Consider the following 16,082-nt stretch of genomic DNA (forward strand, 5'->3'; position numbering starts at 1 on the left):
GCTATAATTTAAATAGTTCTTCACCTTTTACAAATGTATTTGTGACTTTACCTTGGAGCTTTTTGTCTTCAATTGAGGTGTTTTTAGATTTTGAAACAAGCTTATCTTTTTTAACCATCCATGGTTTATCAATATCTACGATGCAAAAATCAGCATCATTACCAATTGAAAGATTACCTTTATTTATTTTCAATATTTTTGCAGGGTTTGATGTTAAGGCTTTAATGATAGTTTCTAATTTTACAGATCCGTTGTGGTGTAATTCCAAGCTAAGAGATAATAAAGTTTCAATGCCTGAGGCACCTGTAGCAGCTTGTGCAAAGGTCAATCTTTTTTGCTCTTCATCTTCAGGCTTATGATCGGATACAATGACGTCTATAGTTTCATCCTTTAAGCCTTGAACTAGAGCTATCCTGTCTTCTTCTGTTCTTAGTGGTGGAGAAAGTTTTAAGAATGTTCGAAAATCTCCAATATCATTTTCATTTAATGAAAGATTATTAATAGATACTCCTGTTGTAAATTTAACTTTATCTTTTCTTTCATTAATTATTTCAACTGATTTTGCAGCAGAAATTTGTGATATGTGATATCTGCATTTAATATTTTCTAATAATGTTAAATCTCTCTCAATAATTATTCTCTCTGCAACAGCTGGTATTCCGGATAAACCTAGTTTTGTTGCAATAATTCCAGAGTTGATCATGCCATTATTAGATAAATCATAATCTTCTGCATGCTGCATGATTAGTGTGCCTAAATCTTTAGCTGAGTTCATTATACGAGACATCAGTCTAGTATTTTGAATTGTTTTAACTCCATCAGTAAATCCAATTATTCCTCTATTTTGAAGTAGACCAAATTCAGTCATGGTAGTACCTTCAATATTTTTGGTAAGAGCAGCACTTGGAAAAACATTAATTTTAGATTTGTCTCTTCCACGTCTTTTTAAAAAATCTACTATTGAAACGTTATCTATAATTGGATCCGTATTAGGCATAGTAACAACTGAAGTAACACCTCCTGCAAGTGCTGCATTGCTTAGTGTTCTAAAATTTTCTTTATATTCATAACCAGGTTCACCTGCAAAGACACGCATATCAACAAGACCAGGGAATATATATTTGCCATTTAAATCTATTACTTTTTCTCTTGATGGAATGTTGTTAGAATTTACTTTTTTACCAATAGCTTCAATCAAACCATCTTCACCAATAATTAATCCACCGTTCTCATTGATAGAGTTGTGAGGGTCAATTATATTTGCATTTATAAAGTATTGTTTTTTCATTTATTCACAAAATATTTTTAAACAAGCCATTCTTACTGCAACACCTAGTTCAACCTGTTCCTTAATTACGCTTCTGTTAATGTCATCTGCCAATTTTGTATCAATTTCGATCCCTCTATTCATTGGACCTGGATGCATAATCAAAGCATCATCTTTTGCATGAGCAAGCTTATCTGGAGTTAGTCCATAATATTCATAGTACTCTCTATTAGAAGACAAGAAAGAACTAGTCATCCTTTCATTTTGTAACCTTAGCATCATCACAATATCACAATCTTTCAAACCTTTTTTCATATCTGTAAATGTATTAACGCCAAACTTTTCTATTTCTTTTGGCATTAAGTTTGATGGTGCAATAATGTTAACTTCTGCACCCAACATATTTAGAAGATAAATATTTGACCTTGCAACACGTGAATGAGTTATGTCACCACAAATCGCAACTCTTAAACCCTCAATTTTTTTTTTACGATTTATAATTGTTAAAGCATCTAATAAAGCTTGAGTAGGGTGTTCACGGCTTCCATCGCCAGCATTAAGTACTGCACAATTTACTTTTTGAGATAAAAGATTACATGCACCGGAATCCTGGTGCCTAATTACAATTATATCTGGATGCATTGCATTTAAAGTCATTGCGGTATCTATTAGTGTTTCACCTTTCTTAACCGCAGAGTTCGCCATGTTCATTGACATAACATCTGCACCTAATCTTTTTCCAGCTAATTCAAATGAACTTTGTGTTCTAGTGGAGGGTTCAAAAAACAAATTAATTTGAGTTTTACCATTTAATACATTTAATCTTTTATTTTTACTTTGATTTAATTTAATGAAGCTTTTAGCTTCTTCTAAAATGAGATTAACATCACTAATTGATAGATCTTGAATACCTAAAAGGTGTTTTTGAGAAATCTTAATAGCTTTATTTATTTTGGTTGCCATTAAAATTAACTCTATAACTATTAACGATCACTATGGCAAGTATTAATTATTTAAAAAGTCTATTGCCCCTTGTAAAATAAAGGCTGCAGCGTTTTGATCAATTGTTTTAACTCTTTTTGAAACATTAACGTCTAATAAACTTGATAGATTAAATGCGCCAACTGTTGAAAGTCTCTCATCCCACAATATCACAGGTAGGTCTATAGATTTTGATATATTCGATGCAACGTCATTAACTGATTGAGCAGATCTACCGAGACTACCATCCATATTAACTGGGTTCCCCACAATTATTCCGCCAATATTATTATCTTTAATTATTATCTTAAGTTCATCAATTAGCTCGTTTGTATTGGTTTTATTTATAGTTTTAAAGGGCGTGGCTATAGATTGTCTTTCATCACAAATTGAGACACCAATTCTTTTAGATCCTAAATCTAAACCAATAAATCTTACCTTATTCGAGTGTTTTATTTTAAAATTTTCAATTGTGATCATATTGTATATTTTATACTTAAGTGATAGTTTGCCGACATATTTAATTACCACATGACAATTGATCTTAAAACAATAAAGCATATATCTAAATTATCAAGAATCTCAGTTGATGATGCAAAAGCCAATAAATTAGCTGGAGATCTTAACTCTATATTTGATTTCATTGAAAAATTGAATGAACTCAATACTGATAATGTTGAGCCTTTAACCTCTGTTGCAGAAACCACATTAAAATTAAGAGCAGATGAGGTTAAAAGTGAAAATATAAGAGATCAAATATTAAAAAACTCACCAGAAGAAAATGAAGATTTTTTTGTTGTACCAAGGGTTGTTGAATAATGCCAGATATCACTTCACTCACTTTAACTGAATTAGTTAAAAATATTAAAGATAAAAAAATTTCTTCTGAAGAAACTACCAAAGCCTTTATTGATAGAGGAGAAAAGTCTAGAGATTTAAATGCTTACATAACAGAAGATTTTTCTAATGCACTTTTGAAAGCTAAAAATTTTGATCAAAAACCTAATTTTGATTTAAAGCTTCCAGGTGTTCCAATGGCGGTTAAAGATTTGTTTTGCACCAAAGATGTAAAAACTACAGCGGGTAGTAAAATTTTAAATAATTTTATTCCACCATACGAGTCCACTGTTACTCAAAATATTTGGGATGAGGGTGCAATACTACTTGGTAAGTTAAATTGTGATGAATTTGCAATGGGTTCATCTAATGAAACTAGTTTTTTTGGAAATGTACAAAGTCCTGTAGATAAAGGTTTAGTACCTGGAGGCTCTTCAGGAGGCTCTGCATCAGCTCTAGCAGCTAATTTAACACCCATTACAATTGGAACTGATACAGGTGGCTCCATTAGACAACCTGCTTCATTTACAGGTACTGTTGGATTAAAGCCCACTTATGGAAGTTGCTCAAGATATGGAATTGTTGCTTTTGCATCTTCATTAGATCAAGCAGGACCAATGTCTAAAGATGTAAAAGATTGTGCGCTTCTTCAAGAAATAATTAGCACTTATGATGAAAAAGATTCAACTTCAATTGATTTTAAAAGAAATGAATACAGCAAAGAATTAACAAACAACATCAAAGGTAAGAAAATTGGAATTCCAAAAGAATATAGAGTTGATGGAATGCCAAAAGAGATAGAAGATTTATGGACTAAGGGAATTGAGTATGCAAAAGATTGTGGTGCTGAAATTGTTGAAATCTCACTACCTCATACAAATTATGCTCTACCTACTTACTATATAGTAGCTCCAGCTGAAGCTTCTTCAAACTTAGCTAGATATGATGGTGTTAAGTATGGTTTTAGATCTAAAGGTGAAAACCTTATTGATATGTACGAAAAAACAAGATCTGAAGGTTTTGGTAGCGAAGTTCAAAGAAGAATAATGATAGGAACATATGTTTTGTCTTCTGGTTATTATGATGCTTATTATCTAAAAGCGCAAAAAGTTAGAAAATTAATTAAAAATGATTTTGATGAAGCATACAAGAAAGTTGATGCAATTTTAACTCCATCAACACCAAGTGCTGCTTTTAAAATTGGTGAAAAAACTAACGATCCAGTTTCAATGTATTTAAATGATATATTCACAGTTCCAGTTAATTTAGCTGGATTACCAGCAATTTCTATTCCTGCAGGTGTTGATGCTAAGGGTTATCCATTGGGACTACAAATTATTGGTAAAACTTTTGATGAACAAAATATTTTAAATATTGCTTATGCCATGGAAGAAAAAATCCAGTTTAAAAATAAAATCACTGATTGGTGGATTAAATAGATGACTAAAGATAATTCAGAATATTTAATCGAAAGAAGAGATAATGTTTACGAAGTGGTAATTGGCCTTGAAGTTCATGCTCAGGTTACATCAAATTCCAAATTATTCTCATCTTCATCAACCACCTTTGGCGCTGAACCTAATACGCAAGTAAGTCTAGTTGACGCCGCATTCCCAGGAATGCTTCCAGTTATTAATGAGTACTGTGTAAAACAAGCAATTAAAACGGGTATAGGTTTAAGAGCTCAAATTAATAAAAGATCTGTTTTTGATAGAAAAAATTATTTTTATGCAGACCTTCCACAGGGTTATCAAATTTCACAATTTAAATATCCAATAGTAGGAGAGGGGACAGTTATTCTTGATATGGCACATGGCCAAAAGGAAGTAGGGATTGAAAGATTACACTTAGAACAAGATGCTGGAAAAAGTATTCATGATATGGACCCACAAAATACTTTGGTTGATTTAAATAGATCAGGTGTAGCTTTAATGGAAATTGTTAGTAAACCAGATATGAGAACTCCAGATGAAGTTAGTGCTTATGTTAAAAAATTAAGATCCATTATGAGATACCTTGGTACGTGTGATGGAAACATGCAGGAAGGTTCTTTAAGAGCTGATGTTAATATTTCTGTTAGAATTAAAGGTTCTGATAAACTTGGAACTCGTTGTGAGATTAAGAATGTTAACTCAATTAAATTTATGCAAATGGCTATTGATTATGAAGCTAATAGACAAGTTGATTTAATTGAAGATGGTAAAACAATCGATCAAGAAACAAGATTATTTGATACAAAAAAAAATGAAACGAGATCTATGAGATCTAAAGAGGATGCTCATGATTATAGATATTTTCCAGATCCAGATTTATTACCATTAGAAGTAACTGATGAATTTATTGAAAAACTTAAAGCAGATATCCCTGAACTACCAGACGATAAAAAGAAAAGATTTATTGATGAGTTTAAAGTCTCTGCTTATGAGGCTACAATATTAGTTTCTGACATTGATACAGCTAAATATTTTGAGGAAGTTGTTGCTAAAATGGGGAAAAACCGAGATATGAAATTAGCCGTTAACTGGATTACTGGTGAATTGTTTGCTGTTTTAAATAATAAAAATTTAGAAATTACACAAAGTCCAATAAGTGCAAAAAATTTGGCAAAGTTAATTAATCTAATTAAGAATGGAACAATTTCTGGAAAAATAGCCAAAACAATATTTGAATTAATGATGGATGGAGACATTGATCCCCAAATAATTGTTGAAGAAAAAGGTTTAAAGCAAGAAAGTGACCCTAAAGCATTAGAGGCTTTAATAGATAAAATTATCAATGATAATAGAGAAAAAGCTATTGAATATAAGAATGGTAAAGAAAAGCTATTTGGTTTCTTTGTAGGTCAAGCAATGAAAGCTTCAAGTGGTAAAGCTAACCCTCAATTAATAAATGAGATATTAAAGAAGAAACTTTAATATCATGGGGAAGAACCTTGAAATTACTGAAAAACTAGAAAAGTATATAAATAATTTTAGTTTAAAGTTAAATCCCATTCAGCAAGAAATAATCGATTACAATAATACACTTGGAGATGTTAAGAGAATGCAAGTTGCAACATCTCAATGTCATTTTCTTCATTTAATTATAAAAATTTCTAATATTAAAGATGTACTCGAGATTGGAACCTTTACTGGATTAAGTGCACTTTCTATAGCATTAGCATTACCAAATGACGGTAAACTTGTAGCGCTTGATAAAGATGAGGGAACAAACAAAATTGCATTAGATTTTTTTAAAAAAGCCAATCAGGATAATAAAATTCAAACAATCGTTAAACCAGCATTAGATAGTTTGGAGGAATTAAAGAATAGTAAGTTTGATATGGTTTTTATTGATGCCGATAAAATGAATTACAAAGAATATTATGAAAGATCACTGAAGTTATTAGATAAAGGTGGATTGATTATTGTAGACAATGTTTTATGGCATGGTGAAGTTGCTGATGATGATAATTTAGATAAATACACAATAAATATCAGAGATTTTAATACTTATGTTGCAAACGATAAAAGAGTGGAACAAATCATTGTGCCTTTAGGTGACGGAATGACTGTTTGTAGAGTGTTATAATGTTCTATGTTTTTGGTTTTTACAAATTTAAAAAACTTACCTCTTTAAAAAAAAATAAGGTTTTATTACAGGATTATTTAATTAAAAAAAATATCCGAGGAACAATAATTATAGCTAGTGAAGGAGTAAATGCAACAATCTCTGGGAAAGCTAACGATCTAAAGTCAGCTATCATAAAGATTAAAAAGATATTAGATTTTAAAAAGTTTGATAGTGAAAATACTTCAAAAAGTAAATTTCAACCATTTCATAAACCAAAAGTTAAGATTAAAAAAGAAGTAGTTCCTATGGGTCTTTCCTTATCAACAAAAAATAAAAAAGATAATCATGTTGACCCAAAAAAATGGAATAAATTAATCAATGATAAAGAAATATTAGTTTTAGATTCTAGAAAACCATTTGAGTATAATGTGGGTACTTTTAAAAGATCGGTTAATCCTGATGTTGATAATTTTAGAGAATTTCCAAAATACTTAAATAAACTAAAAAAAACAAAGCCAATTGCAATGTTTTGTACTGGCGGAATAAGATGTGAGAAAGCTTCAGTATTTTTAGAAAAAAAAGGTTTTAAAAATGTTTATCAATTAAAAGGTGGAATTTTAAATTACTTAAAAAATGTTAAAAAAAAAGAAAGTTTATGGAATGGGGAATGCTTTGTCTTTGACAACAGAATCAGTGTTAAACATGGATTGGTAACTGGAACATACTCAATATGCAGTGGATGTAGAAAACCTGTTTCATCGAAAGATAAGAAGTCTAAAAAATATGAGGAAGGTGTTTCATGCATAAACTGTCATGATAATTTAACTCAAACTCAAAAAGAGAGATTTCGAATGAGGCAAAAGCAAATAAACCTTGCTAAAAAGACTGGTTCAAAGCATATATTCCAAAAAGAATTTAAATAGGAAAAACATTTGTCTAAAGCCATAAATTTAACCAAAGATCCAATTTGGTCATTACTTAAAAAAGTAACTATTCCAGCTAGTGTTGGTTCTTTATTTCAAACATTCTATAATTTAGTTGATACATGGTTTGCTGGTAGAATTTCTGCAGAAGCTATAAGTGCAATAGCTAAATCTTTCCCAATATATTTTGTCATCATCGCTGTTGGTGTTGGTATTGGTGCTGCTACGAACTCTTGTATTGGTAATTTATTAGGTGCTAAAAAAATTAATAAAGCATCACTATTTATTGCTCAATCAGTAATTTTTGCATTGATCACTTCAATTGTTGTTACTTTATTTGGATTAAATGCCTCTGATTTTCTCTTAGGTGTTATGGGATCTGATGCTGCTGGTATTGCTTTAACTAGAGAGTATTTAGATATAATTTTTTATGGAACATTTATAGTTATGATCCAAATCTCTTTAAATGGAGCTTTGAATGCTCAGGGAGATACTAAGAGCTATAGAAATGTTCTTATCTTTAGTTTCTTTTTAAATATTTTTTTAAATCCATTATTTATCTGGGGATACGGAATTGTTCCAGCTTATGGTATAGGTGGCCTTGCAATAGCAACTGTTATCGCCCAATCCATTGGTACAATTTATTTAGCTTACAAAATTAACTCATGTAAATTAAGAAAGTATCTATCTATTAAATGCTTTATTCCTAAATTTATTCTTCTTAAAGAATTGTTCTCCCAAGCAATGCCAATAATGATTAGTATGTTGTTTATTGGTGTAGGTATTTTTAATATTTTATATTTTATTGGACAATTTGGTGACCTTGCAACAGCAGGTTATGGTGCAGCTTTAAGAGTTGAGCAAGTTTTTTTACTTCCGGTAATTGGATTAAATACAGCAGTACTTTCTATTGGTGGACAAAATTTTGGTGCTAAAAATTATAACCGTATTAGAGAACTTTATACTAAAGCATTATTTTTTGGATCTTCATTCATGGCTTTAGCGGGTATCATTTTATTCTTTGGTGCAGAGTTTTTTGTATCTCAATTTACAGATAATGCAGAAGCCATATACCATGGTGCTATATATTTAAAAATTGCTGCATTAATAGCTCCTATTTATCCCGTGTTCTTTATTACAACAGCAGTTTTTCAGGCTCTTAAAAAGCCGGTTTATAGTCTTTACTTGAGTGTTCTAAGATTGACAGCATTTCCTTTCTTATCATTATGGTATGTAATTAATATTAGAGGTGGTGATTATGCAGATATTTTTTATACCATCATGGCAACCAATTGGTTTATGGGTATTGCAGTAATCATCTTTATTGGATACTTTTTAAATAATGTTTTTAAACAAAAGAAAAGCCATTTTTCTTATTAGTATCTCAGTATTAATATTTATTTTAATTATTAATGAGGTCAAATCTCAAACAATCAAAATTGTTGATGGAGATACAATTCATCTTAATGGAGAAAAAATTAGATTTACTGGAATAGATACACCTGAATTGAAACAAACTTGTTTTAAAGATAGCGTAAAAGATCCTTGTGGAGTTACCGCAAAACAAATTCTTATTGATAAAATTGGAAAAGATAATGTTGAATGTATTAGTGAAGGAAAAGATCAATACAAAAGAACACTAGCAGAATGTTTTGTTAATAATGAAAGCCTATCGAGCTATCTAGTTAGAAGTGGTTATGCGTTTGCATACAGAAGGTATTCAAAAAAGTTTATACCTGATGAAGATTATGCAAGAATCAATAAAATAGGTATGTGGTCTATGGAGTTTGATTATCCTTGGGATTACAGAAAATCTAAGAAAAATTAAAGCTAACAGGGACGTTCTGTTACCCGGTGCCCCAGATCGTGCTTTTATAATCCGTATTTTACAACAAAGTTGATGCAACCTAATGCAGAAACCATCAAAAGTTTGAATGTAATTGCGACGCTGTTGCGAAGTTTAATTTTGTGCTAGGATCATGCTTCATGAAAAAGATTCTTAAGATTTTAGTCCTAGGATTATTATTAACTGGCTGTGTTGCAGTTGGTAAGCAAACGCTAGAAGTTGATAACAAAATATCAGATCCAAAAGTTATTGCGGTTAACGTAACTAATGGTGGCCCCTGGATGAGAGAAGTTGAAAGAAGATTAAAACAATCAGGTTTTAAAGTTTTAAGAGCAGCAAGTACCAATGAGGCAATTGAGGTATCTGGAAAAAAATTGATAAAATACAATGAGGCAACTACTCGATACTTTTTAAGAATTGAAGCTGCAGCACCCACTTCATTTGCACACAGATGTTTTGGAGGGGGCTTTAATTTCGATTATATCTATGGAGATCTGGTTGATTTACAAACAAATGAAACAATAGCCTCAATTGAATCAAGAGGTTATTCTGAAGGTTGCCAACCACTAGCTGGTAAAATTTACACAAACATAACAAAGATGGTTGTTGATTCATGGGAATAGAGCACTTTAAGATAAAAAAGATTTTAGGGATTGTGGTTCTGGGTTTGTTGTTGGTAGGATGTGCAACCTCTCAAGTAAGCGTAGTTGGTAATAAAATTTCTCAATCTAGTTTCCGTAATATTGCACTAAGTACAAATAACGGTATTCTTGGTCAGGCAGTTGCAAATGAGCTAGTGGGAAGAGGTTATAAAGTGCAGAGCCCAGGTCAAACAAACAGCTTAATGCTAAGATTAAATCTAAATGAAGGTGAAGTTACCGCAGCTAAAAGTTTGAAAGCATTTTCTAAAGAAGGTGTTGATGCTGTAATAGTTGTAAGTGCGGTAGGAGGTTATGATCAAATGCCCCAAAGCGCTAGCGTGCAAATTATAAACACTAGTACATTTGATATCATGGCAGGGCTAAATTGGCAGAATGGATTTGCTGGTCAACAAGGATCTATAGCAGATAGACTTATGAGAAAAGGCCTTACTAAAGCTGCAAAAGAAATAGTTAACGGTTTAACTCAATAGTTTTATTATAAAAAATTGCGACGTATGTGCGACCAAAAATAATCTAAACACCAATCAGCATTATAAATTCAGCAAACTAGGAGAGTGGTAAGGGGCGTTCTGTTACCCGGTGCCCCAGAATTCTAATTAATACCTTGTTTATTAATTTTAAAGAGCTTTTCTCCCAAAGGACTGATTGGATCTTGAGGTGTAGGTTTGATTTTAGTTTTTTCCTCAACAATACTTAACAGTTTTTTAGCAAGTCCTTGACGTCTAAACATGGGATTAACAAAAATATATTCTACTTCAGCTGTCTCATTATATCTAACAAAACCAAGTGTAGTATTAATGTTTTTAAATGTAATAACACCATCACTTAGATCTATATCATAATTTGTATTATTTAAATTATTCATCAATTATTTCCATCTTGTTCAAGTTTTTTTTCAAATTTTCTCACAAAGAATGAAACAATTAATATTAAAATTAAATACTCTAAAATTAAAAATGTATAAATTTCTAACGGTCTATAAGTTGACACAACTAATTCATTAGCTTTTCTTGTTAAGTCACCAATACCTATAATTGATACTAATGAAGACATTTTTAGCACATACACAAACTGATTACCTAATGCAGGTAAGATATTTTTAATAGCTTGTGGAAGGATTACTAATCTTAATCTTTTATAGAAAGTTAAACCTAGTGACGAACCTGCTTCCCACTGCGATTTTTTAATTGAGTTTATGCCTGCTCTAAAGATTTCTGCTTGAAAAGCACTCTCACTTATTGCTAGTGCGATAATGCCAGACACAAATGGACTGAAGCTTAATCCAGTCATTATAGGTAGGCCGTAATAAATCCATAAAATTAAAACAAGCAGAGGTATAGCTCTTACAATTTCTACATATCCAATATTTATGTATGTTAAAAATTTATTTTTAGCTAAAGAGGGTATTGCAACAATAAAACCTAAAATTGCAGAAATAATTATAGATATTACTGAAATATAAATAGTTGTTGTTAAACCACTTAGTAAAAATTTTAGGTTAGTTAATCCCTCAACATTATTAGGTGAAAGAATAAACCACCCTAACTCTTGACCACTACAAGAGTTAAGGGGTAAAATTAAAAGTAAAAAAAGTAAATTTTTCACTCTTAAAGTTATAATGAATTAGAGATTAATATCTAATTTTTTATAAGCTTTTTAAATTATATTTAGCGAGTAGTTTATTAAAGAAACCAGACGATTTCTTATCCTTAATCCAAGCGTTAACATAATCATTCCAAATTTGATCATTCTTACCAACCATCATTGCTAAAAAGGCAGGATTTTTTTCTCCATCAGGAACAATTGCTAATTGAGGGTATTTTATAACTAATTTATTGGCCTCTGTTGAACTTGTGATGTTTCCATCTGCTCTTCCAGCTAATACTTCTTGAAAGTCTCTTGCAGGAGATTCAACTGATTGCAATTTAGATTTTGGAAAAAATTCTTTAGCTTTTTCCTCTTGAGACGTCCCAAGTGTTGTAGCAATAGTTATACTTTTGTTGTTCAAAGAGTTCCACGTTGAATATTTTTCTAAATTCTTTTTAAGTACAAGTGGAACAGTTCCATACTTGTAGTAAGTATCTGTAAATCCAGCAACTTCTGCTCTTTTTGGAGTTTTAGTTACACTTGTAGAAATATCATATCTTCCTGCAGTAATTCCTGAAACAATAGTTTTCCATTCAGTGGGTACAAAAGTAATTTTTACACCCATATCTTTTGCTAATTCATTCATTACATCAATATCAAAACCAACATACTTATTAGTAGCTGGATCCTTCATTGTCATTGGATCCCAGTCGCCTGTTGTTCCAACTTTTAACTCACCAGAAGATATGATCTGATCAAGTTTAGTTTCTGCGTTAAGAGAGAAGGGTAAAAGTGCTAATAGCACCACAAGGAGTATTTTTTTCATACTCTTCATATAACAAAGATTTAAGAAAATATAAGCCTATAACCTTGACGCACTATCACTCATCCAAGAGTGTAAATGTCTTGAAAAAGAGCGCCTAACAAATAAATTTACCTCATTTATTTCCGTAAGATGAATAATTACATCAATGTGGGATAAAATTGTTTGAATAACTGACCCTTTTTTTGTTTTAAAATCATTAAAGTTAAAAGGCGACCCTGTAGCAAATAAATCAAAAACTTTACTGCCTTTTATATTCAGCATTACAAATTGGTCACTTACATCAGTTACAGCACCCAATTTCACTTTAGATATATTTTTGATCAATTCATCTTCAACTTGATAAGTATTACTCTCCTCACTCACAGTTTCATTTGATATCAGCATCCATTCATCAGGACTTAACCAAAATGCAGTTAATTTCTCTGCTGATGTTGATGTATTAGCCTCTGTTGGTAAGACCATATTAAGATTTTTACCAATAGCTGTAATAAAATCTTTTGTTTTACCTCTTATGATTAATTTCATAACAGGTTTAATTTCTTTAATTACTAAATCAGAATAAGTTATGTCTCCCTTAATAGAGGTTTTGTAATCAAGCATTTAACCTCACATTTTCTTTATCAAAAAAAACAGGATCAACAATAGTTACATTAATATTTTTATCTTCCATTGGAATAAATAACTTTTGACCTAGCATATTTTTTCCACCTCTGACTACCGCAAGTGCAATTGATTTATTCAAATTAGGACTATAGTAACTTGATGTTACATGACCTAACATTTCAACTGGTGTTTGGTTTGTATTAGCAACTATCTGAGCTCCTTCTTCTAAAACTTCAGTTGGATTATCTGTAACAAGTCCTACTAATTGTTTTCTATCTTCTTTCATGGTGTCAGATCTATAAAGAGATCTTTTACCAATAAAGTCATATTTCTTTTTACTAACAATCCAATCCATTTGTAAATCTATAGGTGTCATAGTTGCATCTGTATCTTGGCCAACAATAATAAATCCTTTTTCAGCTCTTAATAAGTGCATTGTTTCAGTACCGTAAGGAGTTATATTAAATTCTTCACCTGCTTCCATGCATTTCTTCCATAAATCTCCACCATAGTTCGCCTGAATATTGATTTCATAACTATGTTCGCCTGTAAAACTAATACGCATAATTCTACATTTAATGTTATCAATTTTTGCATTCTTGAAAGACATGTGCGGAAAGTTTTCATCTGAAAGATCAAGATCAGGTATTAATTTATTTAGAATTTTTTTACTATTTGGTCCGCAGATACTAGCTGTTGCATAATGATCAGTAACAGATGACAAATAAACATCTAGTTCAGGCCATTCTGTTTGAAGGTAATCTTCTAATTTTCCTAATACGTTTGCAGCACCACCAGTTGTTGTTGTCATGATATAATGACTTTCATCAAGTCTAGTTGTGACCCCATCATCATAAACCATACCGTCTTCATTAAGCATTAAACCATAACGACATTTTCCTATGGCTAGTTTTGACCAAGCATTTGTATAAACTCTATTTAAAAATTCTGAGGCATCAGTTCCTTGAATATCAATTTTACCAAGTGTTGAAGCATCTAATATACCAGCGCTATTTCTTGCAGCTTTACTTTCTCTTTGCACCGCATCATGCATAGTTTCATTATTGTTTGGATAGTACCAAGCTCTTTTCCATTGACCCACATTTTCAAATTCAGCTTTATTTTCTATATGCCAGTCATTCATTGGTGTTCTTCTAAATGTATCAAAATATTCACCAACATTTCGTCCAACAATTGTTCCAAATGTTAAAGGTGTGTAAGGGGGTCTAAACGTTGTAGTTCCAAGCTCACCCATCTTAACATCAGCAGTTTCCGCAATAATACCAAGGGCATGCATGTTACCAAGCTTACCTTGATCAGTACCCATACCAGTTGTTGTATATCTTTTTACGTGCTCAATTGATCTAAAACCTTCTCTTAGAGCAAGTTTAATATCTTTTGCTGTTACATCATTTTGATAGTCAACGAAAGGTTTTGTTTTTCCTAAAACTTTATCGGATGGAAGTAACCAAATAGTTCTAATCTCATTATCTTTTGGACAATTTATTTCCAAATTGTCAAATTCAGTTTCTTTTAAATTTAGAAATTCTTTTAAAGATATTACGGAATTTTTTATAATATTATCTAATTCAAAATCACCATTACTTGAGCCAATACTAATTTGATCTGATGGGTATATATCAGGAATAAATACTTGATCTTTTTCTCTAAATTTTAATTTACCTCCTGATTGAGTAAACAAATGAACAGCTGGCGTCCATCCACCTGCAATTGCTAGGCAATCACAATCAAGCTCTATCTTTTCTGGACTTGCAAAAGATTGTCCATCTCTAGATAATTCCATTATCGTAATTTTATTAATTTTTTTATAACCCTCTGTATTTACAACTGTGTGTGATCTATAAACTTTAATTCCAAAACCCTCAGTCTCTTTAGTAAATGCAGTATTAGATTGTTCTCTAATATCTATGATTGCTTCAACCTTAATACCTTTTTTTTGTAATGAAATTGCACTTTCATAAGCTGTGTCATTATTAGTAAAAAATATATTTTTTTGACCTGTTACAACTCCATAATAATCAGCATATTTTTTAACAGCAGATGAAAGCATAATGCCTGGTCTATCGTTATTGTTAAATACTAGAGGTCTTTCTAAAGAGCCTGTAGCAACAATAACTTTTTTAGCTCTAATCTTTAACAATCTTTGTCTTACATTTTTTTGTTTTTCATTTTTAGGAAGATGATCTGTTAGGTTTTCTCTGGCTAATAGATAATTATAGCCATGATAAGCGGCAACACTAGTTCTTGTTTTAATTTCTAGGTTTTCAATATTTTTTAATTCATTAATTTCATTTTCTAACCATGCAGAAGAATTTTGATCATTTATTTTTACATGTTCAGAGTTTTGGAAAATTGTAGATCCTCCAATTTCGTTTTTTTCATCAAGCAATAATGTTTTGAGATTATTTTTTGCCGCAGTTTTTGCAGCCATAATTCCACTAATACCAGCCCCAATTACCAAAACATCACAATGAATGTATTTGTGATCATATATGTCAGGGTCAGGTTCTGTTGGAGATTTTCCTAGGCCAGCAGAATGTCTTATAACATGTTCATACTTTTCCCAAAAGTTAGCAGGCCACATAAAAGTTTTGTAATAAAAACCAGCAGGTAGAAGAGGGGATAAGAAATTATTTATACCTCCAATATCAAAGTCAACACTAGGCCAACAGTTTTGGCTAGTTGCTTCTAGCCCATGATAGATCTCAAGTTCGGTTGCTCTAACATTTGGTTCTGTTAGTGCTGTGTTGTTATTAACTTGTACGATTGCATTAGGCTCTTCAGACCCTGAAGTCATTATTCCACGTGGTCTATGATATTTAAAACTTCGTCCTACTAAATGAATATCATTAGCAAGTAGAGCTGAAGCAAGAGTATCACCTTTGTATCCAAAATAAGATTTTCCATTGAATTTAAAAGAAACTCTAGAAGTTTCGTCAATATATTTACTGGTTTTAACTCTTAAATTTTTTGACAT

At 31.2% G+C, this 16,082-nt stretch carries 17 protein-coding genes; 9 read left to right on the forward strand and 8 right to left on the reverse strand.

Annotated features, from left to right (window positions below):
- Position 1: 1 nt before the first annotated feature.
- From pyrC to ruvX, 3 genes are read right to left on the reverse strand one after another with little or no spacing between them, the layout of a single operon-like run.
- Entirely contained in the window at positions 2 to 1,288 is a 1,287-nt protein-coding gene (pyrC, locus tag AC5YF9_RS03065; RefSeq protein WP_415304665.1) for a dihydroorotase, read from the reverse strand.
- The gene (locus AC5YF9_RS03070; protein WP_415304667.1) at positions 1,289 to 2,230 is read right to left on the reverse strand and encodes an aspartate carbamoyltransferase catalytic subunit; all 942 of its coding nucleotides are present in this window, start codon (positions 2,228 to 2,230) and stop codon (positions 1,289 to 1,291) included.
- Between the two features lie 42 nt (positions 2,231 to 2,272).
- Positions 2,273 to 2,728, reverse strand: a complete 456-nt coding sequence (gene ruvX / locus AC5YF9_RS03075; protein ID WP_415304669.1) for a Holliday junction resolvase RuvX — start codon at positions 2,726 to 2,728, stop codon at positions 2,273 to 2,275.
- A 51-nt stretch (positions 2,729 to 2,779) separates the two neighbouring features.
- On the opposite strand from ruvX, the gene gatC reads away from it, so the two are divergent.
- From gatC to AC5YF9_RS03120, 9 genes are all read left to right on the forward strand, one after another.
- Positions 2,780 to 3,067 carry an Asp-tRNA(Asn)/Glu-tRNA(Gln) amidotransferase subunit GatC gene (gene gatC / locus AC5YF9_RS03080; protein WP_415289690.1) on the forward strand — a complete coding sequence of 96 codons (288 nt, stop codon included), beginning with the start codon at positions 2,780 to 2,782 and terminating at the stop codon, positions 3,065 to 3,067.
- Positions 3,067 to 4,524, forward strand: coding sequence for an Asp-tRNA(Asn)/Glu-tRNA(Gln) amidotransferase subunit GatA (gene gatA, locus AC5YF9_RS03085; RefSeq protein WP_415304671.1), 1,458 nt, complete (start codon positions 3,067 to 3,069; stop codon positions 4,522 to 4,524). Before gatC ends, gatA begins: the two co-directional genes overlap by 1 nt.
- Positions 4,525 to 6,000, forward strand: a complete 1,476-nt coding sequence (gatB, locus tag AC5YF9_RS03090) for an Asp-tRNA(Asn)/Glu-tRNA(Gln) amidotransferase subunit GatB (RefSeq protein ID WP_415304672.1) — start codon at positions 4,525 to 4,527, stop codon at positions 5,998 to 6,000.
- A gap of 4 nt (positions 6,001 to 6,004) precedes the next feature.
- Entirely contained in the window at positions 6,005 to 6,655 is a 651-nt protein-coding gene (locus AC5YF9_RS03095) for an O-methyltransferase (protein ID WP_415304674.1), read from the forward strand.
- Positions 6,655 to 7,560, forward strand: a complete 906-nt coding sequence (gene trhO / locus AC5YF9_RS03100; protein WP_415304676.1) for an oxygen-dependent tRNA uridine(34) hydroxylase TrhO — start codon at positions 6,655 to 6,657, stop codon at positions 7,558 to 7,560. Before AC5YF9_RS03095 ends, trhO begins: the two co-directional genes overlap by 1 nt.
- A 9-nt stretch (positions 7,561 to 7,569) precedes the next feature.
- Positions 7,570 to 8,940 carry an MATE family efflux transporter gene (locus AC5YF9_RS03105; protein WP_415304678.1) on the forward strand — a complete coding sequence of 457 codons (1,371 nt, stop codon included), beginning with the start codon at positions 7,570 to 7,572 and terminating at the stop codon, positions 8,938 to 8,940.
- On the forward strand, positions 8,903 to 9,388 hold the full coding sequence (locus tag AC5YF9_RS03110) for a thermonuclease family protein (RefSeq protein ID WP_415304680.1): 486 nt from the start codon (positions 8,903 to 8,905) through the stop codon (positions 9,386 to 9,388). Before AC5YF9_RS03105 ends, AC5YF9_RS03110 begins: the two co-directional genes overlap by 38 nt.
- 158 nt (positions 9,389 to 9,546) lie before the next feature.
- The gene (locus tag AC5YF9_RS03115) at positions 9,547 to 10,029 is read left to right on the forward strand and encodes a hypothetical protein (protein WP_415314411.1); all 483 of its coding nucleotides are present in this window, start codon (positions 9,547 to 9,549) and stop codon (positions 10,027 to 10,029) included.
- Positions 10,020 to 10,538 carry a hypothetical protein gene (locus AC5YF9_RS03120; RefSeq protein WP_415304685.1) on the forward strand — a complete coding sequence of 173 codons (519 nt, stop codon included), beginning with the start codon at positions 10,020 to 10,022 and terminating at the stop codon, positions 10,536 to 10,538. Before AC5YF9_RS03115 ends, AC5YF9_RS03120 begins: the two co-directional genes overlap by 10 nt.
- A 122-nt stretch (positions 10,539 to 10,660) precedes the next feature.
- Here the strand turns inward: AC5YF9_RS03120 and AC5YF9_RS03125 are convergent, their stop codons facing one another.
- Genes AC5YF9_RS03125 through AC5YF9_RS03145 form a run of 5 tightly spaced genes read right to left on the reverse strand, consistent with a single transcriptional unit; the run spans position 10,661 to position 16,082 of the window.
- On the reverse strand, positions 10,661 to 10,933 hold the full coding sequence (locus AC5YF9_RS03125; protein ID WP_415304687.1) for a GNAT family N-acetyltransferase: 273 nt from the start codon (positions 10,931 to 10,933) through the stop codon (positions 10,661 to 10,663).
- Positions 10,933 to 11,673 carry an amino acid ABC transporter permease gene (locus AC5YF9_RS03130; protein ID WP_415304689.1) on the reverse strand — a complete coding sequence of 247 codons (741 nt, stop codon included), beginning with the start codon at positions 11,671 to 11,673 and terminating at the stop codon, positions 10,933 to 10,935. Before AC5YF9_RS03130 ends, AC5YF9_RS03125 begins: the two co-directional genes overlap by 1 nt.
- A gap of 40 nt (positions 11,674 to 11,713) precedes the next feature.
- Entirely contained in the window at positions 11,714 to 12,481 is a 768-nt protein-coding gene (locus AC5YF9_RS03135) for an ABC transporter substrate-binding protein (protein ID WP_415304691.1), read from the reverse strand.
- A 36-nt stretch (positions 12,482 to 12,517) separates the two neighbouring features.
- Positions 12,518 to 13,081 carry a sarcosine oxidase subunit gamma gene (locus tag AC5YF9_RS03140; protein WP_415304693.1) on the reverse strand — a complete coding sequence of 188 codons (564 nt, stop codon included), beginning with the start codon at positions 13,079 to 13,081 and terminating at the stop codon, positions 12,518 to 12,520.
- A complete protein-coding gene (locus AC5YF9_RS03145; protein ID WP_415304695.1) occupies positions 13,074 to 16,082 on the reverse strand; it encodes a sarcosine oxidase subunit alpha family protein in 3,009 nt (1,002 codons plus the stop codon). Before AC5YF9_RS03145 ends, AC5YF9_RS03140 begins: the two co-directional genes overlap by 8 nt.

Source organism: Candidatus Pelagibacter sp. uisw_098, assembly GCF_059512505.1.

Excerpts from the sequence above, each read along its gene's own strand:
- pyrC (WP_415304665.1), bottom strand. The coding sequence starts at position 1,288 with ATGAAAAAACAATACTTTATAAATGCAAATATAATTGACCCTCACAAC.
- AC5YF9_RS03070 (WP_415304667.1), bottom strand. The coding sequence starts at position 2,230 with ATGGCAACCAAAATAAATAAAGCTATTAAGATTTCTCAAAAACACCTT.
- ruvX (WP_415304669.1), bottom strand. The coding sequence starts at position 2,728 with ATGATCACAATTGAAAATTTTAAAATAAAACACTCGAATAAGGTAAGA.
- gatC (WP_415289690.1), top strand. The coding sequence starts at position 2,780 with ATGACAATTGATCTTAAAACAATAAAGCATATATCTAAATTATCAAGA.
- gatA (WP_415304671.1), top strand. The coding sequence starts at position 3,067 with ATGCCAGATATCACTTCACTCACTTTAACTGAATTAGTTAAAAATATT.
- gatB (WP_415304672.1), top strand. The coding sequence starts at position 4,525 with ATGACTAAAGATAATTCAGAATATTTAATCGAAAGAAGAGATAATGTT.
- AC5YF9_RS03095 (WP_415304674.1), top strand. The coding sequence starts at position 6,005 with ATGGGGAAGAACCTTGAAATTACTGAAAAACTAGAAAAGTATATAAAT.
- trhO (WP_415304676.1), top strand. The coding sequence starts at position 6,655 with ATGTTCTATGTTTTTGGTTTTTACAAATTTAAAAAACTTACCTCTTTA.
- AC5YF9_RS03110 (WP_415304680.1), top strand. The coding sequence starts at position 8,903 with ATGTTTTTAAACAAAAGAAAAGCCATTTTTCTTATTAGTATCTCAGTA.
- AC5YF9_RS03115 (WP_415314411.1), top strand. The coding sequence starts at position 9,547 with ATGAAAAAGATTCTTAAGATTTTAGTCCTAGGATTATTATTAACTGGC.
- AC5YF9_RS03120 (WP_415304685.1), top strand. The coding sequence starts at position 10,020 with ATGGGAATAGAGCACTTTAAGATAAAAAAGATTTTAGGGATTGTGGTT.
- AC5YF9_RS03125 (WP_415304687.1), bottom strand. The coding sequence starts at position 10,933 with ATGAATAATTTAAATAATACAAATTATGATATAGATCTAAGTGATGGT.
- AC5YF9_RS03135 (WP_415304691.1), bottom strand. The coding sequence starts at position 12,481 with ATGAAAAAAATACTCCTTGTGGTGCTATTAGCACTTTTACCCTTCTCT.
- AC5YF9_RS03140 (WP_415304693.1), bottom strand. The coding sequence starts at position 13,081 with ATGCTTGATTACAAAACCTCTATTAAGGGAGACATAACTTATTCTGAT.
- AC5YF9_RS03145 (WP_415304695.1), bottom strand. The coding sequence starts at position 16,082 with ATGTCAAAAAATTTAAGAGTTAAAACCAGTAAATATATTGACGAAACT.